The 23,340-nt window shown below is 62.4% G+C and carries 20 protein-coding genes; 15 read left to right on the forward strand and 5 right to left on the reverse strand.

Annotated elements, in window-relative coordinates; all coding sequences use genetic code 11:
- The 4 genes from F6X59_RS28475 to F6X59_RS26975 all read left to right on the forward strand — a co-directional run.
- Positions 1-2,665: RHS repeat domain-containing protein (locus F6X59_RS28475; protein WP_372240555.1), on the forward strand; the 2,665-nt coding region annotated here is incomplete at its 5' end.
- Positions 2,666-2,840: 175 nt separating this feature from the next.
- On the forward strand, positions 2,841-4,817 hold the full coding sequence (locus F6X59_RS26965) for a hypothetical protein (protein WP_152959121.1): 1,977 nt from the start codon (positions 2,841-2,843) through the stop codon (positions 4,815-4,817).
- A 166-nt stretch (positions 4,818-4,983) separates the two neighbouring features.
- Positions 4,984-7,143 (forward strand): autotransporter outer membrane beta-barrel domain-containing protein, encoded by a 2,160-nt coding sequence (locus F6X59_RS26970; protein ID WP_256669467.1) that lies wholly within the window; start codon positions 4,984-4,986, stop codon positions 7,141-7,143.
- Positions 7,144-7,206: 63 nt separating this feature from the next.
- Positions 7,207-8,676: a hypothetical protein gene (locus tag F6X59_RS26975; protein ID WP_152959123.1), complete on the forward strand. Its 1,470-nt coding sequence runs from the start codon at positions 7,207-7,209 to the stop codon at positions 8,674-8,676.
- A gap of 9 nt (positions 8,677-8,685) precedes the next feature.
- On the opposite strand, the gene F6X59_RS26980 is transcribed toward F6X59_RS26975, so the two are convergent.
- From F6X59_RS26980 to F6X59_RS26995, 4 genes are all read right to left on the reverse strand, one after another.
- Entirely contained in the window at positions 8,686-9,426 is a 741-nt protein-coding gene (locus tag F6X59_RS26980; protein ID WP_152959124.1) for a molecular chaperone, read from the reverse strand.
- Between the two features lie 58 nt (positions 9,427-9,484).
- A complete protein-coding gene (locus F6X59_RS26985) occupies positions 9,485-10,030 on the reverse strand; it encodes a fimbrial protein (protein WP_152959125.1) in 546 nt (181 codons plus the stop codon).
- 171 nt (positions 10,031-10,201) lie between these two features.
- On the reverse strand, positions 10,202-10,612 hold the full coding sequence (locus F6X59_RS26990) for a PA2817 family protein (RefSeq protein ID WP_152959126.1): 411 nt from the start codon (positions 10,610-10,612) through the stop codon (positions 10,202-10,204).
- Positions 10,613-10,690: 78 nt separating this feature from the next.
- Positions 10,691-13,138: an acyl-CoA dehydrogenase gene (locus F6X59_RS26995; RefSeq protein WP_152959127.1), complete on the reverse strand. Its 2,448-nt coding sequence runs from the start codon at positions 13,136-13,138 to the stop codon at positions 10,691-10,693.
- Between the two features lie 169 nt (positions 13,139-13,307).
- Between F6X59_RS26995 and F6X59_RS27000 the strand changes: the two genes are divergently transcribed.
- The 3 genes from F6X59_RS27000 (at position 13,308) to F6X59_RS27010 (ending at position 15,784) form a co-directional block, all read left to right on the forward strand.
- The gene (locus F6X59_RS27000) at positions 13,308-13,931 is read left to right on the forward strand and encodes a glutathione S-transferase (protein WP_152959128.1); all 624 of its coding nucleotides are present in this window, start codon (positions 13,308-13,310) and stop codon (positions 13,929-13,931) included.
- A 144-nt stretch (positions 13,932-14,075) separates the two neighbouring features.
- The gene (locus tag F6X59_RS27005; protein ID WP_152959129.1) at positions 14,076-15,008 is read left to right on the forward strand and encodes an ABC transporter ATP-binding protein; all 933 of its coding nucleotides are present in this window, start codon (positions 14,076-14,078) and stop codon (positions 15,006-15,008) included.
- On the forward strand, positions 15,005-15,784 hold the full coding sequence (locus F6X59_RS27010) for an ABC transporter permease (RefSeq protein ID WP_152959130.1): 780 nt from the start codon (positions 15,005-15,007) through the stop codon (positions 15,782-15,784). Before F6X59_RS27005 ends, F6X59_RS27010 begins: the two co-directional genes overlap by 4 nt.
- Here F6X59_RS27010 and F6X59_RS27015 read toward each other — a convergent pair.
- The gene (locus F6X59_RS27015) at positions 15,668-16,294 is read right to left on the reverse strand and encodes a DUF2062 domain-containing protein (protein WP_152959131.1); all 627 of its coding nucleotides are present in this window, start codon (positions 16,292-16,294) and stop codon (positions 15,668-15,670) included. The two genes, F6X59_RS27010 and F6X59_RS27015, sit on opposite strands and share 117 nt — an antisense overlap.
- A 142-nt stretch (positions 16,295-16,436) precedes the next feature.
- On the opposite strand from F6X59_RS27015, the gene F6X59_RS27020 reads away from it, so the two are divergent.
- The 8 genes from F6X59_RS27020 (at position 16,437) to murB (ending at position 23,268) form a co-directional block, all read left to right on the forward strand.
- The gene (locus tag F6X59_RS27020; RefSeq protein ID WP_152959132.1) at positions 16,437-18,653 is read left to right on the forward strand and encodes a DNA internalization-related competence protein ComEC/Rec2; all 2,217 of its coding nucleotides are present in this window, start codon (positions 16,437-16,439) and stop codon (positions 18,651-18,653) included.
- A 77-nt stretch (positions 18,654-18,730) separates the two neighbouring features.
- Positions 18,731-19,366: a MotA/TolQ/ExbB proton channel family protein gene (locus F6X59_RS27025; RefSeq protein ID WP_346652841.1), complete on the forward strand. Its 636-nt coding sequence runs from the start codon at positions 18,731-18,733 to the stop codon at positions 19,364-19,366.
- Complete coding sequence (locus tag F6X59_RS27030) at positions 19,363-19,797, forward strand: biopolymer transporter ExbD (protein WP_085675533.1); 435 nt, start codon at positions 19,363-19,365, stop codon at positions 19,795-19,797. The genes F6X59_RS27025 and F6X59_RS27030 overlap by 4 nt, the downstream gene beginning before the upstream one ends.
- Positions 19,797-20,798 carry a tetraacyldisaccharide 4'-kinase gene (gene lpxK / locus F6X59_RS27035; RefSeq protein ID WP_152959133.1) on the forward strand — a complete coding sequence of 334 codons (1,002 nt, stop codon included), beginning with the start codon at positions 19,797-19,799 and terminating at the stop codon, positions 20,796-20,798. Before F6X59_RS27030 ends, lpxK begins: the two co-directional genes overlap by 1 nt.
- A gap of 43 nt (positions 20,799-20,841) precedes the next feature.
- Positions 20,842-21,027 (forward strand): Trm112 family protein, encoded by a 186-nt coding sequence (locus F6X59_RS27040; RefSeq protein ID WP_003247142.1) that lies wholly within the window; start codon positions 20,842-20,844, stop codon positions 21,025-21,027.
- A complete protein-coding gene (gene kdsB, locus F6X59_RS27045; RefSeq protein WP_152959134.1) occupies positions 21,024-21,788 on the forward strand; it encodes a 3-deoxy-manno-octulosonate cytidylyltransferase in 765 nt (254 codons plus the stop codon). The genes F6X59_RS27040 and kdsB overlap by 4 nt, the downstream gene beginning before the upstream one ends.
- Entirely contained in the window at positions 21,788-22,252 is a 465-nt protein-coding gene (locus F6X59_RS27050) for a low molecular weight protein-tyrosine-phosphatase (protein WP_152959135.1), read from the forward strand. Before kdsB ends, F6X59_RS27050 begins: the two co-directional genes overlap by 1 nt.
- On the forward strand, positions 22,249-23,268 hold the full coding sequence (gene murB / locus F6X59_RS27055; protein ID WP_152959136.1) for a UDP-N-acetylmuramate dehydrogenase: 1,020 nt from the start codon (positions 22,249-22,251) through the stop codon (positions 23,266-23,268). Before F6X59_RS27050 ends, murB begins: the two co-directional genes overlap by 4 nt.
- Positions 23,269-23,340: the final 72 nt, after the last annotated feature.

Here is a 23,340-nt window from a genome sequence, read left to right on the forward strand (position 1 = left end):
CACGGTCTATACCCGTCATACCTATTATCCACAGACCGGTGAAGGTGAAGATTGCCCGCCCGACCCACTACTGTTCACCCGCAGCCGCAAGACCAGTACCGAGCACCCGGCCAGGACCGACGAGGGCAAGGCAGCCAAGTCGCGCACGCGGTATCGTTACCGGTCCCTGAAGGCTTTGACTGGGTCGACGTTGGGCAAGGGCTGGCTCGTGGCCCATGAGGAAGAACTGTCGCAACTGGTGAGCGAGCAGGAACAACCGCAGCAATTCACCTTCCGCAAGTACCAGGACCTGCCTGGCGAGCCCTTGCAACACGGCCGCATGGTCGAGGAGAGGAAGATACTCAACGACCACGAAACGACCACCGAGCACCGTTTTGCCAAGCGCCCAGAGTTGGGTGAGGAGGTGCTTGAAGAAATACGTACCCTCACGGGCTTCGACCATGGCCTTGAGCTTGAAGATGGCGCTGTTCGTCACGCTCAGAAGATACAGACGCTCCTTCATTCCGTACTGATCAACCAGCCGCTGCAGAACTATGACGATAATGAGGTGAAGATCGCCTACGTTTATGACGCCTTGCGCCGGGTGCTTGTCGAAACAGTCTCGCCCGATGATGATGACGAGAATGGGTTCAAGGCCTCGCGCAAGTACACCTATACCTTGGTCAGCCAGGCCGGCGGGCAGGCCACGCAAACGGCCGAGGATGTCAAAGGGGTGATTACCCGCACGCTGGTCGACGGGCTCAACCGTGCCATCGCGCAGTTCCGCCAGGATGCTGATAACGCCGACATCAGCAAGCGCGCGGCCTTGCGCCCCACCTATGCCGCGAGCTACGACGCGCTGGGTGACAAGGTAAGCGAAACCGATTACGACTGGCTCGACTACCCGAACCAGCCGCCACGCGAGTTGGCCTTGCCGCGGCAGAGGCTGTTCGACGGTTGGGGCCGGCAGTACTGCGAAATCGCAGTCGATGAGGTACGTCACCATGACCGCTACGATCCGATTGGCACCTCGGCCTCGAAAGGGCCCATCAGAACGCAATGGCGCGAGTCTGCTGATCGCCAGCAGGCTACCGGCACCACTGTCACCTGGTTGACGCTGTTCGATGAACCGGCTCGCATCGAACGGCTCGACGCCAGCGATGCGTCGTACAGCGTCAGCCAGACCTACTACGACGGCTTGCAACGCAAGGCCCGGGAGGTCAATGCGCGCAATGAAACCAAGCACTATGTTTATGATGTGTTCAACCGCTTGGTGGATGAAACCCTCGCCGATGACAGCGTGGTGCATCGCGACTACGCCCCGCATAGCCGCGAGGACTTGCCTGTAAAGATCAGTGTTAATGGCGTGGTGCTGGGCGAGCAGCGTTTCGACGGCTTGGACCGCATGGTCGAGTCGATTACTGGAGGGCGCGTGCGCGTGTTCGGGTTCGAGCCAGGGCAGATGAAGCCCAATACAGTACTGACGCCAAGAAAGGAACTGATCGAGTATCGGTACCGGCCTGAGTTGAGTGACGAGCCGGAGCTTCGGCGGATCGCTGCCGAGGGCATCGAGGCCGATTACGATTACGACCACAAAAATGCGCTCCTCGAGCGCTGCGAGGAACAAGGGCTGGTACTCAAGCGCAAGTACTCCAGCAATGGGGAAGTGCTGAGCGAGACCCGTGAATATCAGGGTGAGACCTCCGAGATGCACTACCAGACCAGCTTGCTGGGCCGCCAGTTGGGCTACACCGACGTGGGCGATGTGCCTCAAGTGTATGAATATGACGGCTATGGCAGGCTGCGGCAGACGACCCTGGAGACTTCGGTCGCCACCTTCGAATACGATGGCCTGGGGCGGATGTGCAGGACGCTGACCCAGGGCGGGGGGCAACGCCTGGAAACGGTCATGATGTTCGACGCGTTCGACAGGGAAGTGCAACGCCAGTTCGACATTGGCGGTACGTTGCAGTCACTGACACAGGGCTACGATGTCGAAGACGCGATTGTCTGGAAGACACTGACCGAAGGCGATATTCACGAGGTGCTGCGCCATGAAACCTATGAATACGACGTGCGTGGCCGGCTGCGCAAGTATCTGTGCGAGGGCAGGCTTTCTCCGGTGGATCAGTACGGCAACGTCATGCAGGAGCAAGTCTTCCGGCACGATGAAATCGATAACATTACTCGGGTGAATACGCGCTTTGCCGAGGGGCTCAATCAGGCCAGGTATTACTTCGAAAATGAAGACCCGGCGCAACTGAGCCGTATCGAGAATGATCATCCGGATTATCCGGCCACTATACCGCTGGACTATGACAAGGACGGCAACCTCACGCTCGATGATGCCGGCCGGGTGTTGACCTACGATGGGCTGGGCCGCTTGATCAATGTCGAAGTACCGGCGCTGATCGAAGAGGCGTTCGACCAGCACGGCAATCGGGTATGGGACGAGGACGGTCGGCGCTTCACTGCTGACGAGCAGGGCAGGGTGATCAGGGTCGATGTGCCCTCGGCGACCCACCCGGTCGATACCTTCAGGGTCATGCGTAGCCCGGCAGGGGAGTTGCTGACGGCCGTGAGGGAGAAGGGCGGCAGGCTGTTGTGGTGCGTCAGTGTGGCGAACGCGGAAGTGGTGAAATACGGTTATGATCCGCTGGACAGGTTGACCAGCGAGGAATATTGAGTCTGCCCGCTGAAGTTGTTTGAAGCCCGCCGTGAAGGCGGGCTTTTTTATGGGTAAGTTAATTGTCAACCTGATAAAAATGCCAGTTGCGTGACGGCGGGGGGGATAACAGTATGGGAGTAGGTCGAAGGTTAATTGAACCGTCGATGCATGCGTATTTCTCCGGGAGATAATCATGAACGATAACGAAGATTCGGTATCCGCTGACGTCAACCCCGTCGCCCCTCGAGTGCGCAGGGCGACGCTGGATGCATTGATCGTAGACGACAAGTTGATAGCGGATAGAGCGGATAACACTGTATTCAGGAAGTACCTCGCAGAGCCGGACTTGGAGCTGGTTGTTATTGTTGAAGATCCCTGGCAATTGCCAGGAAGTACGCTGTTCCAAGATGAGTTAAAGCTTATTCATTTGCCAAGTGGTAATGCGCTGAGCTCTGACTTCTTTACAAAGGGTGACGAAACGCTATTCCCCTTTCCTATTACTGTGCCGAAAGACTTCATAGAGAGTTTGGGAGAGGGTGTTCATACGTTCGGCTATGAGGTTGAACATGGTCACGGAGATTTCAGTGACTCGCTGCCCCTGACCCTTATCTTCGACCGCAAGGCCCCTTACGACCAGACACCGCCCAAAAAGATGGCGGATATCGCACCGGTCACGGATGCCAATAAAGACAAGGTTGTAATCGAGTTGCCCGATTACGCTGATTTCAAGCCCAAAGACAAGGTAGGAGTCTGGTGGCTGGACGCTTCAGTTACCGAGATTCCCGAAGATCTTGATCCGCATATTGCTGTGGAGGTCACGTCACGCCCCCAGAACATTCCTGTTTCCAAAGCAGTGATTGATGACGCCGGGGATGGCGGCATCGCAGTCGTGTATGTATTGATCGACAAGGCGGGCAATAGAAGCAACTTTTCCTTTCCGACCTACGTAGGCGTCGCTCTGGGCGCTCTACCTGCCAATCTCAAGGCCCCTGTCGTGCCGCAGGCTGCGAAAGGACGGATCATCAAGGACGATGCTTTTGCCGGGGTCATTGTGCAGGTATTGGCATTTGACAACTGGAAGCCTAAGGACGAACTGCGCGTCATCTGGGGGAACCAGCCCGCCTCGGAATGGCGTGCGATGTCTGATACGGGCACATTCCCGGTGGAATTCACCCTGAGCAAAGAAGTGCTGTATGCGGACTATGGCGTAGACGGCACGGGGGAAAAGGACACCGTAGTCACCTACGAGCTTCGGCGTGGCACCGTGCCGCAAGGCACGATGGATACCACTGTGAAGGTCAACCTCGAGCGCTTCGGGCCGGTGGACCCCGTGGATCCTGAACCCGAAGTACCCGACCCGGAAAACCAGTACCTGGAAAAGGTGACGATTACGAGTGCATCGGGTGAGGACAACCACCTGACCGATCCCGATGACGAGTTCGAGGATGCAACGCTGACGCTTGTGATCAACGCCACCTTGCAAGCGAAGGATGTGCTCACGTTTTATTGGGGGGGGGCACTGATTGCAGGTCTCGAACATGAGGTCCAGGTTGGCGAACCCGGGACCACGATCACCAAAACGGTCAGCTGGGATGACGTCATCAAGCCCGGCCGCAATGGCAACGTGCCCGTCCATTACCGGGTAGAGCGACCCAGTAACCCTAACCCGATCCGGTCGCTCGATACCAATGTGTTGGTCGAGGCTGTGGGTGTGTATCCCGTCCAGCCTGAGTTCCTGGGGGTTGTGCAAAGTGGTGGACTGACGCTGCTGACTTGCCAATCAATTTATGAAGATGACGATGACACGGACCCGGCCGTGCGAGTTCAGGTTGATGACCTCACCCAATACGGTCTCGTCGTAACTGACAAGATAACCATGCACTGGTCTGCAGTGCACGGCGATGGCGAGGATGGCAGTAACGACCCGGTCGACGGCGCCCTCTACGAGCCCGTCATTACGCTGGACGAGACAAATATAAATGGCTTTGTCTGGCGGATCCCCTTCGAAACATACGTGAAACAGGTTTATACGCCCGCGCAACCGGAGGGTCGTGGGCGAGTGAAAATCTCTTTCACTGTAGGTGGAAAACCCAGGGAGTCAGCTGTGCGTGAAGTTTTCGTTGTCATGCACAACGGGATAGGAAGTTGCCCGTTACGGCCCAAACCCTGAATAACATTGCGATGCACGCGACGGTGAGGATAAATCCTGTGCAGTATCAGAATTTTCCTACAGGTATTTCGGATCTAAGTTTGTAGGCTCGTAACTTCGTCTTAACCGTACTTTCATTTGAACGAAGCATTAACGAGGTAAACCCATGACTCCTGGATATTCAGGAATGCATCCGCTCGCCCGTGCGTTGCTGCTGGCCTCGGCGGTCACGGCATCACCAGGCGCCTACGCGTTGACGCTGGTCGAAGGAGAATTGAACATCGGCCAGGGCACCCCGGTGGACAGCTATCGGGTCAGCCCGGGTGGGAAACTGGTCGCCGAACAGGCTACGACCGAAGCTATCGATGTACGTGAAGGGGCGAGCCTGCAGATGACAGGCAGCACCGTAACGGCCAACGGTGCCAATGGCGTGGCACTGGTCAATGCCAAGGCCAACATCGACGGCGGGTCGAGGATCGTCAGCGACAGGACAGGCTTGCGCTTGCAGCGCAGGGGCCTCGACGGGTCCACGGCCACCGTGGTTGACAGCTACGTGGAAGGTGCACAAGGCGGGGCGCTGCTTTCGGGCAACTCGGTCCTGAACCTGCAGGGCAGTACCTTGGTGGGCACCGGCACGTCCAGTGCGGCTGTGCTGTTCGGCAATGCCGAACTGAATGCCCAGGGCAGCCACCTGGTGGGGGCCGGTGCCGGCGTGCAGGTATCCGCTGACGACACCTTCAGCGATGCGGCGCAAGTCAACCTGGTGGGCAGTACGGTGGAGGGCAGGAACGGGTCGGCGATCGTCGTGGGCGATCCCGGCCTTGCCGCCAAGGCCGACATCAAGGTGGGGGCGGGGTCCAACCTGGTAGGCAGCAATGGCGTCTTGCTGGAAGTGCAGGGCAACTCGGCGGCGACCCTGGCGGTCGATGCCAGTGACCTGGTAGGGGACGTCAAAGTGGAAGCGGGCTCCAGCGCCAGCATCAGCCTGGACAACCATGCCAGCCTGACCGGGCGCCTGGACAATGTCGAGGCCTTGTCCGTGGCCAACCAGGCGCGCTGGAACATGGTCGAAGACAGCAGCGTGGGCAGCCTGGCCCTGAATGCAGGCTCGGTGCGCTTCGGCGAGGCCGGGCAGTACCAGCGCCTGACGGTCGGCGAACTGAGCGGTAACGGTACCTTCATCATGGATGCCGATTTCAGTACGGGGCAAACCGATTTCCTCGACGTGACCGGCTCGGCCACGGGGCAGCACAGCCTGCTGGTGGGTAGCAGCGGCGCCGATCCGGTGGCGGAAAACCAGTTGCATCTGGTTCACACGGCCAGCGGCGATGCGCAGTTCTCGTTGCTCAATGGGCCTGTCGATCTTGGTGCGTTTTCCTACGAACTGGTGCAGCGTGGCAACGATTGGTACCTCGACGGTTCGCGCAAGATCATCAGCCCGGGAACGGCTTCTGTCCTTGCCCTGTTCAACACCTCGCCCACGGTCTGGTATGGCGAACTGACGACGTTGCGCAGCCGCATGGGTGAGGTGCGTCGGGATCAAGGCAAGTCGGGCGCCTGGGGCAGGGCCTATGGCAACAAGTTCAATGTCGCGACCGCAACCGGCAGTGACTATCAGCAGGTCCAGCAGGGTTTCTCGCTCGGCGCTGATGGCGTACTGCCATTTGGTGACGGGCAATGGCTGGCGGGTGTGATGGCGGGCCACAGCAGCTCGGACCTGAATCTTGAGCGCGGTGCCTCGGCCGAGGTGAAGAGTTACTACCTGGGCCTGTATGGGACATGGCTGGACGCCGCCAGCGGTTACTACTTCGATGGCGTGGTCAAGCTCAACCGGTTCGACAATTCGTCCGATGTGACCCTGAGTGACGGCAAGCGTACCAAAGGTGACTACAACAACCTCGGGCTGGGTGTGTCCGCCGAGTTCGGCCGCCAGTTCGAACTGGACGATGGCTACTTCGTCGCGCCTTATACCCAATGGTCCGCCGTCACCATCCAGGGCAAGGACTACCACCTGGACAACGGCCTGCAGGCACAGGGTGATGACACCCGCTCGCTGCTGGGCAAGGTCGGTGCCACCGCGGGGCGTACCTTCGATCTGGGCCAGGGCCGCTTTGCGCAGCCTTACCTGCGCCTGGCTTATGCCCATGAGTTCGTCAACGGTAACGACGTCAAGGTCAATGACAACCGCTTCGACAACGACTTGTCCGGCTCGCGCGGTGAGCTGGGGGCGGGGCTGGCCGTATCGCTCAACGAAAGGCTGCAATTGCATGCCGATTTCGACTACAGCAATGGCGATCACATCGAACAGCCCTGGGGGGCGAATGTCGGGGTGCGCTACAGCTGGTAGGACCTGAATACAGGGTAGGCAATGGGCCTACCCTTTTTTTTGCTGCGGATTGGGAGCAGGCCCATGCGTATGACAAACACTCTATCGGCAGACATTGTCGCGGATCTGCCAGCACCGGTCATTCCGGATGCCATGAAGGACATTCCGGGCGGGGCGCCTAACCTGATCCCCATCGAGGCGCTGGCCGGTCCGGTGCGTGTCGAATTCACCTTGTGGACCCATTCCAAACCCAGTCCCGATTGGCCCGAGTGGGTCGATATCTACTGTGTCGATAACGACGGCGAAGCGGTCAATGTGGGCCACAGGGAATGGACGCAGGCTTTGCCCGAAAGCGAGCGCTTCGTGGACATCGAGCCTCGCTACTTCGCAGAGGGGACACTACGGTTTGACTATGTAGGGCATGTGTGGAACCACGCCGAACTGAGCTCGGGTGAGCTCACCGTGACGGTCGACAAGACGAAACCCGAACTGGGCGACGATGATGGGCGCTTGCAGTTTCCCGCGTTGGGCGGCGGTCAGCTTACGGAGGATTTCCTGCTCCGCCACGATGACCAATTGCTGGCCTTGATACCTGATTACGCGGTTGCCGAGGTGGGGGATGAGATCACCTACTACTGGGACAGTGCCCCGTACCAGAACAATGAGGCCGGTCACTGGACGCTGAGCGAAGACGACCTTGGCAAGCCCCTGCAGTTCGTCTATGAGGGCGGGATGATCCGCGACCGACTCGACGGTCTGCGCTATGCGCACTATCTCATCCGCGACCGCGCTGGCAATTCCAGCCCCTATCCCGTGCCAGCGAGCCTGGATGTGGCTGCGCAACCATTGCCGCGTCACACTCCAGCCTTGGAAACCCCCACGTTGGGTGACAGGACGTCGGTCGAACTGGCCTTGTTGGACTTTTCCGCGCCGCTCGATGTGATCATTCCAGCGGACGCGGTCATAAAAGCTGGGGAGCATGTGGAGCTGCTCCTGGGGGAGGAGGGCAGTTTCGGAAGCTGGCTCGAACCCTGGGTCGAAGGGCAGCGCGAATATGCTGTTCCGATGCGCAATGTGGTCGCCATGGCAGGCCAGGTGGTGAAGTTGCGTTATCGGATTGTTTTACCTGACGACACGCTGGACTCCGGTGAGCGTGAGGTGACAGTGCTACCCATGCCCCGTAACAAGCTGCCCGCGCCGCAGATCCCGGAGCGTACCGGCGACTCACTGGAAGTGTGGAAGTTGACCTCCAACCCTCGGGTCACCCTGGCCAAGTGGAAGCATATTTCCACCGACCAGCGGATCACGCTCGAGGCGAGAGGCAAGACACCCTCCGGTTGGGTCACTCATCCCGTACTGACCCGCTACAAGTTGATCGACCTGGACGTGACCGGGGGTATCGGCAGCCGAGATGACGTGACCATCGACCTGGATTTCGTGAAGGGGCTGGAGCTCGGAACGCAGTTGGTAGTGAGCTGTACGCTCAGCTATGACGATGGTCATACCTGGCCACTTGTCCCGAGCTTCGAGGAAATGAAGTTGACCCTCAAATAACGGGCTGCCTCAAGGTGTGATGTTGCCCAAGGGCTGGGTAATCGCCGGGCTGACGCCGCCGTAATCATTGAAGGTGGTGAACGTCACCGACAGCTTGGCTGACGGCGCGGTACTGGCGAGTGCGTAGCGCTGGCGCCCGAACGGCGGCACCATTTCGCGTCCTTTGAGCTGTTCGGACTTGCCGTTGCCGGTCACTTCGAGCAGGCCGAACGTGTAGTGGAAGGGTGTTGGGTTGTCCACTACCAGGTGCGGTTTGCCCTCGATGCGTTGCACTGACCAGGTGAGGTCCTTGATCAGGCTCTGAGGGTTGCCCTTCAACTGGCTAGGCCGGTAGAACAGCTTGATGCGGGTGCGCAGCGCAATGTTCAGGGTATTGCTCGCCTCACCAGGCTCTGTCTGGGGGATTTCCTGCAGGTTGAAGAAGAACAGCGACTCGCGGTCCTGCGGCAGGTCGTTGGGCAGGCGGTTGATCTGCACCGCTTGCTCGTCGCCCGGCGCGATACGGAACAGGGCGGGCGAGGCGATCAACGGCACGGCGGTGGTGGTATCGTCTGCTTCGGTATTGACCCAGGCCTGCGCCGCATAGGTTTTCTTGGCATGATTGCCGACCGTGACCGAACTGCTGTTCTTGTCGCTTTGGTGGATGATGCGGTTGTTGCTGAGGGTAAGCGCCGCATGGGCGTGGTTCAGGCAGCCGAGCAGGGCGAACAGACAGGCGGCCGAGCGCAGGAGAGGAAATGTGAGGGGCATGGGATTGGCCTGGCGATTGTGGGGCAAGGTCGGGCACTTGCGTGCCCGGATTGCAGCGTTATGGAAGGTTGACGGTGAAGTTCACGTTGGCCAGCGCGGACCCCTCGGTAACCGGTACCTTGATGGCTTCGTAATGGGCGGAGAACGCCATGAGCGTGGGTCGCAATTCGTCTATCTGGTATTTTGCCGAGGCATCGCCGGGAGCCAGGCGCGTGTTGTTCTTGTCGAGGATCGAGACGGCGATATCCGGGGTGGAGCCCGGCAACAGCGGATACAGGTCGTTTGCCGCGCCGACAGGGCTGCCTAGTGCGGCGAACACGACGTCCACTTCTGTGCCTGGCGGGATAGTACAGACACCGGCCTTGGGGGTGATCTGGAGCGCAAAATCACGCACTTCGAACTTGTCGCCCACGTTCGCGAAGTGGGCCGAGTTGGGGGAGCCCAATTCGATACGGCTGGCGCCCGTGGAGGGGTCGATGACCTCAATGGGGCATGGGCTGCCAGCATCTACTTTGCCATAGAAATTGATGGTGCCGACTTCTGGCGCTGCCAAGGCAGCCGTGCTGGCGAACGCCAGGGCCAGGGGGATTATGTTTATTTTCATGAAGCTCGTTCCTACGCTGAGGGTTGGCGTGCGCCATACGCACGGCGACTGGATGATTCCGGTGCGCCGATCAGGGTAGGGACTGCGACGGCGTCTAGCTGTAAGCCGAGTCGCGCAAATCGGGGGATATTTACAACGATGTCCCCTGTCATTTGGCAGGGGAGCGTGGCGTCAGTGATTGTGGCTGTTGTCTGGCAGGCTCAGCAGCTGCTTCTGCTGGTGCCAGTCGAATGGCTCGCCCCGCTCGGAGGCTTCGTAGCGCAGTTCCTCCAGTTGCTGGTACAGCGCGAGCTCTTCGTCGGGCATGTAGTGCAGGCAGTCACCGCCGAAGAACCACAACAGGTCGCGCGGCACCAGGTGGGCGATCTGCGGGTAGCGCTGGATGACCTGGCAGAGCAGGTCCTGGCCCAGGTACTGGCTTTCCAGCGGTTCTTGCGGCAGCAAGGTCAGCAGTTCGTCGAAGCGTTCGAGGAACAGGGCGTGGCTTTCCTCCGGCACCTGCTCGGCCTCACCGAGGGCTACCAGGATGGTGCGCAGGTGGTTCAGCAGTTGCAGGTGGTATTCCAGGTGGGGATTGGCCATGGGGCGGTCCTCGGGATGGTTGAAACGGGCGCGGAGTATACGCGGGATGGAGAAGGGGCCGCAAAGCGGCCCCATGCCTCAGCGGACCTTGCCTTGTTCCGGCAGTAACTGCGCCTTGTCGAAGGCATCCACATCGATCACTTTGCGTCGAGCCTGTTCCGCTGCCTGCAGCCGCTGCCCTTCGCCAGGTTGCAATGCACCGGCGTCAACAGCTGCATCGATCACCGGCTGCCCAGGTGCCGGCCGCACCTTGCCTTCCTTGGTTGCCTGATGCAGCGCCTTGTGTAGCGGCGCCGCTTCATCCAGCAAGTCGCAGGCCCGTTGCAGCGCCGCCACCGGGTCACCGTCAGCCTGTGGCCTGAAGCAGCCGGCGAGTAGCTCTTCCAGTGCAGGATCGCCTTTGCTGCGGCCGATCAATGCCGCCACCTCGGCATCCAGTTCATCACTCGGCCCGGTATGGCGGCGGCCAAAGGGGAATACCAATACGCGCAGGGCGCAGCCGACAAAGCGGTTGGGGAAGTTGTCCAGCAGCCGGTCCAGGGCCTTTTCCGCCTGACCCAGGCTTTCTTCCATGGCCCAGCGCAGCAAGGGCTGCATGTGTTCCGGTGAGCCGAGGTCGTGATAGCGCTTGAGCGCGGCGCTGGCCAGGTACAGGTAGCTCAGCACGTCACCCAGGCGTGCGCTCAGGCGTTCGCGGCGTTTGAGCGCGCCACCCAGCAGCATCATCGACAGGTCGGCCAGCAGCGCAAAAGCGGATGCCTGGCGGTTGAGGGCGCGGAAGTAGCCTTGGCTCAAGGCATCGCCCGGCACGCTTTCCAGGCGCCCCAGCCCCAGGTTGAATACCAGCGTGCTGGCTGCGTTGCCGGCAGCGAACATGATGTGCTTCATCAGCAAGTCGTCGAATTCGCGCAGCGCCTGGTCATGGTCTTCCCGCCCGGCCAGGGCCATTTCCTTGAGTACGAACGGGTGGCAGCGGATGGCGCCCTGGCCGAAGATCATCAGGTTGCGCGACAGGATGTTGGCACCTTCCACAGTGATGAAGATCGGCGCGCCTTGCCAGTTGCGCCCCAGGTAATTGTTCGGGCCCATGATGATGCCCTTGCCGCCGTGCACGTCCATGGCGTGCTGGATGCACTCGCGGCCGCGTTCGGTGAGGTGGTACTTGAGGATCGCCGACAGTACCGAGGGTTTTTCGCCCAGGTCCACGGCCTTGGCAGTCAGCAGGCGCGCGCTGTCCATCAGCCAGGCGTTGCCGCCGATGCGTGCCAGCGATTCCTGAATGCCTTCGAAGGCTGCCAGCGGCACGTTGAACTGTTCGCGGATATTGGCGTATTGGCCGGTGACCAGGCTGGTGTACTTGGCGGCGCCAGTGCCCACGGCGGGCAGGGAGATCGAGCGGCCGACCGACAGGCAGTTCATCAGCATCATCCAGCCTTTGCCGAGCATGGCCTGGCCGCCGATCAGGAAACTCAACGGCACGAACACGTCCTTGCCGCTGTTGGGGCCATTCATGAACGCGGCGCCCAGGGGGAGGTGACGCTTGCCGATCTCCACGCCGGGGGTATCGGTGGGGATCAGGGCCAGGCTGATGCCCAGCTCTTCCTCTTCGCCCAGCAGGTGGTCCGGGTCGTAGGCCTTGAATGCCAGGCCCAGCAGGGTGGCGACCGGGCCGAGGGTGATGTAGCGCTTTTCCCAATTCAGGCGCAGGCCGATGACTTCTTCGCCTTGCCATTGGCCCTTGCAGACCACCCCGGTGTCGGGCATGGCGCCGGCATCGGAGCCGGCCAGCGGACCGGTGAGGGCGAAGCAGGGGATTTCCTCGCCACGCGCCAGGCGCGGCAGGTAGTGGTTGCGCTGTTCGTCGGTACCGTAGTGCAGCAACAGCTCGGCCGGGCCCAGGGAGTTGGGCACCATCACGGTGGAGGCCAGGTCGCCGCTGCGGGTGGCGAGTTTCATCGCTACCTGGGAGTGGGCGTAGGCGGAGAAGCCTTTGCCGCCATATTCCTTGGGGATGATCAGGGCGAAGAAGCCGTTCTGCTTGATATGCGCCCAGGCTTCGGGCGGCAGGTCGAGGTCCTGGCCGATCTGCCAGTCGCTGACCATGGCGCACAGCGCTTCTGTCGGCCCATCGATGAAAGCCTGTTCCTCCTCGGTCAGCTTCGGTGCCGGATAGCTGAGCAGGGTGCGCCAGTCGGGGCGGCCGCTGAACAGCTCGCCATCCCACCACACGGTGCCGGCGTCGATAGCTTCACGCTCGGTCTGTGACATCGGCGGCAGGGTGCGCTGGAACCAGTTGAACACCGGGGCGGTGAACACCTTGCGCCGCCACTCCGGTAGCGCCACCAGGGCGATTTTAAGCGCCAGCATGATCCAGATCAGGGTCAGCAGCCAGCCGGGGGCGTGGCTGAAAATGCCCATCAGCAGCACATAGGCCGCCATGATGCCGAGAATCTGCAAGGGCGCCAGACGTCGGTGCGTGAGGTACGCCGCGCCGATTACCAGCACTACCAACCACAACAGCAACATAATCGGTCCTCCTTGGAACCAGGGCTTGAGCCGTCCCAGACAGCTTAGACGCAACGCTGTGAACGGCAGGATCAGAACAGTGACAGGGTGTGGCGGCGGGAGTTTCAGTTCATTGTTTGCTTGTGCCGGGAGTAGACTGTCCCACCTCCGCATTCATAAGGACGTTGCCATGCTGAAGATCTGGGGCCGCAAGAATTCGAGCAATGTGCGCAAGGCGCTGTGGGTCGCCCATGAACTGGGCCTGGATTTCGAGTCGATCGACGCCGGTGGCGCCTTCGGCGTGGTCAATGAGCCGCACTACCGCGCCCGCAACCCCAACGGCCTGGTACCGATGCTCGAAGACGGTGACCTGACGCTCTGGGAGTCCAACACCATCGTCCGCTACCTGTGCGCCGAATACGGCGCGGAGCAGGGCTGGTACCTGGAAGACCCACGCCAGCGCGCCCTGGCCGACAAGTGGATGGACTGGGCCACTTCGTCCTTCGCCGGCCCGTTCCGCCCCCTGTTCTGGGGCCTGCTGCGCACCCCGGAAGACCAGCGCGACTGGGTGGCAATCAACGCCGCACACAAGCAATGTGCCCAGTTGCTGGCCATCGCCGATGAAACCTTGGCCAAACAACCGTACCTGTCCGGTGACCAGATCGGCATGGGCGACATCCCACTGGGTAGCTTCGTCTACGCCTGGTTCGAACTGCCCATCGAGCGCCCGGCCATGCGCCACCTGGAAGCCTGGTATGAGCGCCTCAAGGCCCGCCCGGCTTATCAGGCTGCGGTGATGACCGCGCTGACCTGATCGAACACCACGGCTGTTTCGATAGTCACTATCAATACACATGACTGTACTTGTGCGGCCTGGCCTTGCACCATGGCCGCACTCACTGCGCCAGTGATCTGCCCTGGCGTGTCCTGAACCTAATTTTTCGGTAAGTGACCCGCTATGAGTTCCGCCCTGTCCATCCGACAGCTGACCAAGACCTACGGCAACGGCTTCCAGGCCCTCAAGGGCATCGACCTTGATGTCGCCGAAGGCGACTTTTTCGCCTTGCTCGGCCCCAATGGCGCCGGCAAGTCCACCACCATCGGCATCCTCTCGACCCTGGTCAACAAGACCAGCGGCACGGTCAACGTGTTCGGCCACGACCTGGACCGTGAGCCCTCGGCGCTCAAGCGCTGCCTGGGTGTGGTGCCGCAGGAGTTCAACTTCAACCAGTTCGAGAAGTGCTTCGACATCGTCGTGACCCAGGCAGGCTACTACGGCATTCCGGCCAAGGTCGCCAAGGAGCGCGCCGAGCAGTACCTGACCCAGCTGGGCTTGTGGGACAAGCGCGACGTGCCTTCGCGTTCGCTGTCCGGTGGCATGAAGCGCCGCCTGATGATTGCCCGCGCGTTGATCCACGAGCCGCGCTTGCTGATCCTCGACGAGCCCACCGCGGGCGTGGACATCGAGCTGCGCCGTTCGATGTGGAGCTTCCTCACCGAGCTCAACCAGAAGGGCATCACCATCATCCTCACCACCCACTACCTGGAGGAGGCTGAGCAGCTGTGCCGTAACATCGGCATCATCGACCACGGCACCATCGTCGAGAACACCAGCATGCGCCAGTTGCTGGGCAAGCTGCATGTCGAGACCTTCGTCCTCGACCTCAAGCAGGACCTGGCTGCGGCGCCGTTGTTGCAGGGCTACCCGTGCCGGCTGCTGACCCCGCATACGCTGGAAGTGCAGGTTGAGAAAGACATCGGCATCACCGCACTGTTCGGCCAGCTGGCGCTGCAGAACATCGAGGTGCAGAGCCTGCGCAACAAGACCAACCGACTCGAGGAGCTGTTCGTGTCCCTGGTGGAAAAAAACCTGTCGAAGGTGGCCGTATGAGTGTGGAACTGCGCACCAACTGGGTCGCCCTGCAGACCATTGTCTACCGCGAAGTGCGGCGCTTCCTGCGCATCTGGCCGCAGACCCTGCTGCCGCCGGCGATCACCATGGTCCTGTACTTCGTGATCTTCGGTAACCTGATCGGTCGGCAGATCGGCGACATGGGCGGCTTCACCTACATGCAGTACATCGTGCCGGGGCTGATCATGATGTCGGTGATCACCAACTCCTATGGCAACGTGGTGTCGAGCTTCTTCGGCAGCAAGTTCCAGCGCTCGATCGAAGAGCTGATGGTGTCGCCGGTGTCGCCGCACACCATTCTGGTCGGCTATGTGCTGGGCGGCGTGCTGCGTGGTCTGGCGGTGGGCGTGATCGTGACCATCCTGTCGATGTTCTTCACCAACCTGCAGGTGCATCACCTGGGCGTGACGGTCATCGTGGTGCTGCTGACCGCGACCATCTTCTCGTTGCTGGGCTTCGTCAACGCGGTGTTCGCGCGCAACTTCGACGATATCTCGATCATCCCGACCTTCGTGCTGACGCCGCTGACCTACCTGGGCGGGGTGTTCTACTCGATCAACCTGCTGCCGCCGTTCTGGCAGACCGTGTCGCTGGCCAACCCGGTGCTGCACATGGTCAACTCGTTCCGCTACGGCATCCTAGGGGTGTCGGACATCAGTATTGGCACGGCGATCACCTTCATGCTGGTGGCCACTGCAGTGCTCTACGTGCTGTGCGTTCGCCTGCTGGTCAGCGGCCGCGGCATGCGCGCCTGACAGCCGTTGCTTGCGCCGGCGCCACTGCCGGCCAATCCACCAGCGCCAGTACAGCAGGGTGGCGAAGTAGGCGACCACGCCCAGCACCACCCCGCACACCACCGAGCCCAGCAGAAACGGCTGCCACAGCGTGGCCAGCTGGTCGGTGATCCATTCGAAGGTCAGTTCGTCGGGCAGGGAGCGCGGTGGGATCTGCATCAGCCAGGCGCCGGTCATGTAGGTGACGAAGAACACCGGTGGCATGGTCAGCGGGTTGGTCAGCCAGACCAGGCTGACGGCGATCGGCAGGTTGCCGCGTACCGGTATCGCCAGTGCTGCGGCCAGCAGCATCTGCATGGGGATCGGGATCAACGCCGCGAACAGGCCCACACCCATGGCCCGCGCCACCGAGTGGCGGTTGAGGTGCCAGAGGTTCGGGTCATGCAGCAGCTTGCCGAAAAAGCGTAAGGACTTGTGTTCCCGAATGCTGGTCGGGTCCGGCATGTAGCGTTTGAAAAGTCGGCGCGGCATGTAGGCTCCCGGAGCGTTGATCGGGGCAGTATGCCTCGATTCGCGTTCAGCCTCGTTTAGAGTTTGTGACAATTGTTGAGCGGGCAATGCCGGCTTTTCGTCTAAGCCTCAGTAAGCGATTGTGCTTCTGGAGCTCTACCTCATGCGCACAGGGATGTTTGCGCTCGCGCTCGGGCTGTTGTGCCTGGGCTATCTCCCCGAGTTGCCGTCGGTCGGGTGGCTTTTACTGCTGTTGCTGGGTGGTCTGGCCTGCCTGTTCACCAGGCTGCGGCCGCTGGGCTGTTTTCTGTTGGGGCTGTGCTGGGCGTGTTGGTCGGCCCAGCAGGCGCTGGACGACCGCCTGGCAGCGGGCCTGGATGGCCGCACGCTATGGTTGGAAGGCCAGGTTGTCGGGTTGCCGACACCTACCGCACAGGGCGTACGCTTCGAGCTGGCACAGCCGCATTCGCGCCGCGCCGAGCTGCCTCGGCGCCTGCAACTGAGCTGGTTCGATGGCCCGACCATACGGGCCGGCGAGCATTGGCGCGTGGCGGTGACCTTGCAGCGCCCGGCTGGGTTGCTGAACCCGCATGGCGCGGATCGCGAGGCGCAGCTGCTGGCCAGGCGGATCGGCGCCACGGGCACGGTCAAGGCGGGCCAGCGGGTGCACGCGGTGGCACCGGGGTGGCGGGATGCACTGCGCGAGCGCCTGCTGAAGGTCGATGCCCACGGGCAGGAAGCGGCATTGGTCGCCTTGGTGCTCGGCGACGGAGCGGGCTTGGCCCGCGCACAATGGCAAGCGTTGCAGGCCACCGGCACGGTGCATTTGCTGGTGATTTCCGGCCAGCACATCGGCCTGGTCGCGGGCTTGCTGTATGCCTTGGTCGCGAGCCTGGCGCGCTGGGGGCTCTGGCCGCGGGGGTGGCCATGGTTGCCGTGGGCGTGCGGCCTGGCACTGGTGGCGGCGTTGGGCTATGGCTGGCTGGCCGGTGCGGGCGTGCCGGTGCAGCGTGCCTGCTTGATGCTGGCGGTGGTGCTGCTGTGGCGTCTGCGCTTTCGCCAGCTGGGGGCGATGTTCCCACTGCTGCTGGCGTTGAACCTGGTATTGCTGGCCGAACCCCTGGCGGCGCTGCTCCCCGGCTTCTGGCTGTCGTTCGCGGCGGTGGCGATCCTCATCTACAGCTTTGCTGCACGGCTTGGCGGCTGGCGCCCCTGGCAGGCATGGACGCGGGCCCAGTGGGTGATCGCTGTTGGCCTGCTGCCGGTGTTGCTGGCGACGGGGTTGCCGGTCAGCCTGAGTGCGCCTGTGGCAAATGTGCTGGCGGTGCCCTGGGTCAGCCTGGCGGTGTTGCCACTGGCATTGCTCGGTACGCTGTTGTTGCCGCTGGCGGGCATTGGCGAGGGGTTGCTGTGGATTGCGGGGGGCTTGCTGGAAATGCTGTTTCGACTGCTTGCCCTGATGGCGCAATGGCAGCCGGTATGGACTCCGCCAGCTCTGCCAGTGTTGGCCTGGTTACTGGTTTGTATTGGGGCTCTGCTGCTGCTATTGCCTCGTGGTGTGCCGTTGCGTGGCCTTGGTGGGGTCATGCTGCTGGCCCTTTGGCTGCCGCGGGATTCGGTACCGCATGGGCAGGTCGAGGTGTGGCAGCTGGACGTTGGCCAAGGCTTGGCGATGCTGTTGCGCACGCGGCACCACACCCTGCTGTACGACGCCGGGCCGGCCAAGGGCGAAAACGACCTGGGGCAACGGGTGGTGCTGCCGACCCTGCGCAAGCTGGGGGTGTACCGCCTGGACCTGATGCTGATCAGCCACGCCCATGCCGACCATGCGGGGGGCGCTGCGGCCATCCAGGCAGGCTTGCCGGTCAAGCGGGCGATTGGCGGAGAAGCGCTGGATGATGTGCAGTTGCAACCTTGTGCCAGTGGCGAGCAATGGACCTGGGACGGCGTGCATTTTTCGCTGTGGCGCTGGGTGGACGGGCAAAGCAGTAACGACCGTTCCTGCGTGCTGATGGTCGAGGCACAAGGCGAGCGGATGTTGCTGGCGGGGGATATGGAGGCCGGCGCTGAGCGGGCTTGGCTGGCGGATACCGAAACGCCCGCTATCGATTGGCTGCAGGCGCCGCACCATGGCAGCCGTACATCGTCCACCGAAGCCTTCGTCCGCGCCACGGCACCGCGTGGGGTGCTGATTTCGCGGGGGCGTAACAACAGCTTCGGGCATCCGCATGCTCAAGTGGTCGAGCGGTATGGGCGGCATGGGGTAGTGGTGCATGACACGGCGGTGGACGGGGCTTTGCGCTTGGTTTTGGGCGGGCAAGGTGAAGTTGAAGGTGTGCGCCGGCAGCGACGTTTCTGGCGTGATGCAGGCTGCGGTTGATTTCCCTGACCTCCGGCAGATGAGCCCCTTGCGCTCCTGTGTTAGAGTGGCGGCCTTTTTCCAGAGGGGCGTTTACTGTGTGGGAATTGGTCAAGTCCGGTGGTTGGATGATGCTGCCGATCATTCTGAGCTCGATCGCCGCCATGGCTATCGTCGTCGAGCGCCTGTGGACCCTGCGCGCCAGCCGCGTCACCCCGCCGCACCTGCTGGGCCAGGTGTGGATGTGGATCAAGGACAAGCAACTCACCAGTGACAAGCTCAAGGCCCTGCGCGCCGACTCACCGCTGGGCGAAATCCTCGCGGCGGGCCTGGCCAACTCGCGCCATGGCCGCGAGATCATGAAAGAGTGCATCGAAGAAGCCGCCTCGCGCGTCATCCACGAACTCGAGCGCTACATCAGCGCCCTCGGCACCATCGCGGCCATGGCGCCGCTGCTTGGCCTGCTGGGCACCGTGCTGGGCATGATCGATATCTTCAGCGCCTTCATGGGCTCGCAGATGACCGCCAACGCCGCTGTGCTGGCCGGTGGTATCTCCAAGGCTCTGGTCACCACTGCGGCCGGCCTGATGGTCGGTATCCCGGCAGTGTTCTTCCACCGCTTCCTGCTGCGCCGCATCGATGAGCTGGTGGTGGGCATGGAGCAGGAGGCGATCAAGCTGGTGGAAGTGATCCAGGGCGACCGCGAAGTGGAAGTGGCCGGAGGCAAGGCGTGAAGTTCCGGCGTAATCGCCAGCGGGAGAACGTCGACATCAACCTCGCATCGCTGATTGATGTGGTGTTCGTCCTGCTGCTGTTCTTCGTGGTTACCACCACCTTCACCCGCGAGACGCAGTTGCGTGTCGAGCTGCCCGAGGCGGCCAGCGCCGAGCAAGCGCCAGCGGACCAGGGCAAGCTGGTGGAAGTGACCATCAGCGCCGATGGCGTGTATTCGGTGAACAACCACCTGCTGCCCAAGAGCGACCTGGCGACCCTGACCGAGGCCATCGAGCGTGAGTCCGGCGGCGACAACAAGCTACCGCTGGCCATCAGCGCCGACGGCAAGACCCCGCACCAGGCCGTGATCACCGCAATGGATGCTGCCGGCAAGCTCGGTTTCAGCCACCTGCGCATGACCACCGTCGAGGCCGCCCAGGGGACACCTTGATGGCGCTCGCCGACCGCTTGCTTGCCGCCTGGTACGCCGGGCATCCGGCCTTGGCGCTGCTGCGTCCGCTCGAAGCGCTGTACCGGCGCGTGGTGACCCGCAAGCGTGCGCGTTTTCTCAGTGGTGAAAGTGCCAGCTATCGGGCGCCGGTGCCGGTGATCGTGGTGGGCAACATCACGGTGGGCGGCACCGGCAAGACGCCGATGATCCTCTGGCTGATCGAACATTGCCGCCGCCAGGGCCTCAAGGTCGGTGTGGTCAGCCGTGGCTACGGTGCCAAGCCGCCGCAATACCCCTGGCGGGTAGAGGCGAGCCAGCCAGCCGAACAGGCCGGTGACGAACCCTTGCTGATCGTCCAGCGCACCGGCGTGCCGCTGATGATCGACCCTGACCGCTGCGCCGCAGTACAGGCGCTGCTGGCCAGCGAGCCACTGGACCTGATCCTGTGTGACGATGGCATGCAGCACTACCGCCTGGCCCGTGACCTTGAACTGGTGCTGATCGATGCTGCCCGTGGGCTGGGCAATGGCCGTTGCCTGCCGGCCGGGCCGCTGCGCGAGCCTGCCGAGCGCCTGCAGGAAGCTGACGCCGTGCTGTTCAACGGCGCCAGTGAAGACTGCGCCGAGGGTTTTGCTTTCCGCCTGCAGCCATCCGCCCTGGTCAACCTGCGCAGCGGTAAGCGCCGCGAGCTCGATCATTTTCCGGCAGGCCAGCGCCTGCACGCGGTGGCCGGCATCGGCAACCCGCAACGTTTCTTCAATACTCTGCTGGGGCTAAACTGGCAGCCGGTGCCGCATCCCTTTGCCGACCATGCGCAGTTCAGCGCCCAAAGCCTGGCGTTCAGCCCGCCGTTGCCGCTGGTCATGACCGAGAAGGATGCGGTGAAATGCCGGGCCTTCGCTGCCGATGACTGGTGGTACCTGGCTGTCGAGGCACAGCCCACGCCGGCCTTCGGCGCCTGGTTCGACAGCCAGCTGCAGCGCTTGCTGCGCACGCCCTGAGCCCTTCTTCAACTTCCGGCCATCCGGCCTCAAGGACGCTTCCATGGACACCAAACTGCTCGATATCCTGGCCTGCCCGATCACCAAGGGCCCGCTCAAGCTCAGCGCCGACAAGACCGAGCTGATCAGCAAGGGCGCGGGCCTTGCCTACCCGATCCGCGACGGCATCCCGGTGATGCTGGAAAGCGAGGCGCGTACCCTGACCGACGATGAGCGTCTGGACAAATGAGCGTGAATTTCACCGTGGTCATTCCTGCCAGGCTGCGCTCCACGCGCTTGCCGGGCAAGCCATTGCTGCCAATCGCCGGCAAGCCGATGGTCCAGCACGTCTGGGAGCAGGCGCGCAAGAGCGGCGCCTGCCGCGTGGTCATCGCCACCGATGACGCCAGCATCCTCGAAGCCTGCCAGGCCTTCGGCGCTGAAGTGCTGATGACCCGCGCCGACCATGAGTCGGGCACCGACCGCCTGGCCGAAGTGGCCGCGCACCTCGGCCTGCCAGCCGATGCCATCGTGGTCAACGTGCAGGGTGACGAGCCGCTGATCCCGCCCGTGATCATCGACCAGGTGGCTGCCAACCTGGCCGCTCACCCGGAAGCCGGCATCGCCACCCTGGCCGAGCCGATCCATGAGCCGGAAACGGTGTTCAACCCCAATGCCGTCAAGGTGGTCAGCGACAAGAACGGCCTGGCCCTGACGTTCAGCCGCGCGCCGCTGCCATGGGCCCGCGATGTCTTTGCCAAGGACCGCAGCGTGCTGCCGGAAGGCGTGCCGTATCGCCGCCACATCGGTATGTACGCCTACCGCGTCGGTTTCCTGCAGGACTTCGTCAGCTGGGGCCCGTGCTGGCTCGAGCAGACCGAGGCCCTGGAGCAGCTGCGTGCGCTGTGGCATGGCGTGCGTATCCACGTCGAAGACGCCATCGAGGCGCCAGCCGTGGGCGTCGATACCCCTGAAGACCTGGAGCGCGTACGGCGCTTGCTGGAGGCCTGATGCGCGTCCTGTTCGTCTGCCTCGGCAATATCTGCCGCTCGCCCACCGCCGAAGGCGTGCTGCGCCATCAGTTGCAGGTGGCTGGCTTGGCTGAGCAGGTGCATGTGGCGTCTGCCGGTACCGGTGACTGGCATGTCGGCAAGGCCCCTGACAGCCGCACCTGCAAGGCTGCGCAGGCGCGTGGTTATGACTTGTCGCAGCAACGTGCCCAGCAGGTCAAGGCGGCGCATTTCGCTGAGTACGACCTGATCCTGGCCATGGATGAGAGCAACCTCGGTCACCTGCGAGCCATGCGCCCGCACAACGCCGCTGGCGAGCTCGACCTGTTCCTGCGCCGCTACGGTGCGGCCCTGGACGAAGTGCCGGACCCTTACTATGACGGCGCCGAAGGCTTCGAGCAGGTGCTCGACCTGATCGAGGCTGCGTGCCGCGAGCTGGTCGTGGAAATCAAGGGGCGGCTATGACAGCGGTTTGGCAGGAACAGGTTTCGCTGAAGGCCTACAACACCTTCGGCATTGATGTAAAAGCCCGCTATTTCACCCAGGCGCACTGCGATGACGAAGTGCGCGAGACGCTGGCCCAGGCGCGTCAGCGTGAGTTGACGGTGCAGGTGATCGGTGGTGGTAGCAACCTGCTGCTGACCCGCGATATCGATGCCGTGGTATTGCACATGGCCAGCCGTGGTCGACGCGTGCTGAGCGACGACGGCGAGCGGGTGGTGGTCGAAGCGGAAGCCGGCGAACCCTGGCACCCGTTCGTGCAATGGTCGTTGGCGCAAGGCTATTGTGGCCTGGAAAACCTCAGCCTGATCCCAGGCACCGTGGGTGCTGCGCCGATGCAGAACGTCGGCGCCTATGGCGTGGAGATCAAGGATGTGTTCGCCGGGTTGACCGCGCTGGATCGTGATACCGGTGAGCTGCGAGACTTCGACCTGCCTGCGTGCGCTTTTGGCTACCGCGACAGCGTGTTCAAGCGCAACCCGGGGCGCTGGTTGATCCTGCGCGTGCGCTTTGCCTTGAGCCATAGTTTGCAGGCCCACCTGGATTACGGGCCTGTGCGCCAGCGTCTGGTGGAGCAGGGCGTCGAGCAACCGACTGCGCAGGCGATCAGTGACGCCATTTGCAGCATTCGTCGCGAGAAATTGCCGGACCCGGCCGAGCTGGGCAATGCCGGGAGCTTCTTCAAGAACCCGGTGGTGTCAGCAGAGCGGGTGGAGTGCATTCGTGCCCAGTATCCGGGTGTGGTCGCCTATCCCCAGGCTGACGGCCAGGTGAAGCTGGCCGCGGGCTGGCTGATCGAACAGGCGGGCTGGAAAGGCTACCGCGAGGGCGATGCCGGTGTGCATCGGATGCAGTCGTTGGTACTGGTCAATTATGGCCAGGCGAGCGGGGCGCAGGTGCATGCGCTGGCGCAGCGGATTCAGGCGGATATCCTGGAGCGGTTCGGGGTGGTGCTGGAGATGGAGCCCAACCTCTACTGATTGTTCTGCCTGTGTTGGCCTCCCCGCAGGTAAGCAGATAGCCAAGAAAAAGCCCCGCCAGTTCGCACTGGC

This window comes from Pseudomonas sp. MN1F, from assembly GCF_009391885.1.
Lineage (GTDB): Bacteria > Pseudomonadota > Gammaproteobacteria > Pseudomonadales > Pseudomonadaceae > Aquipseudomonas.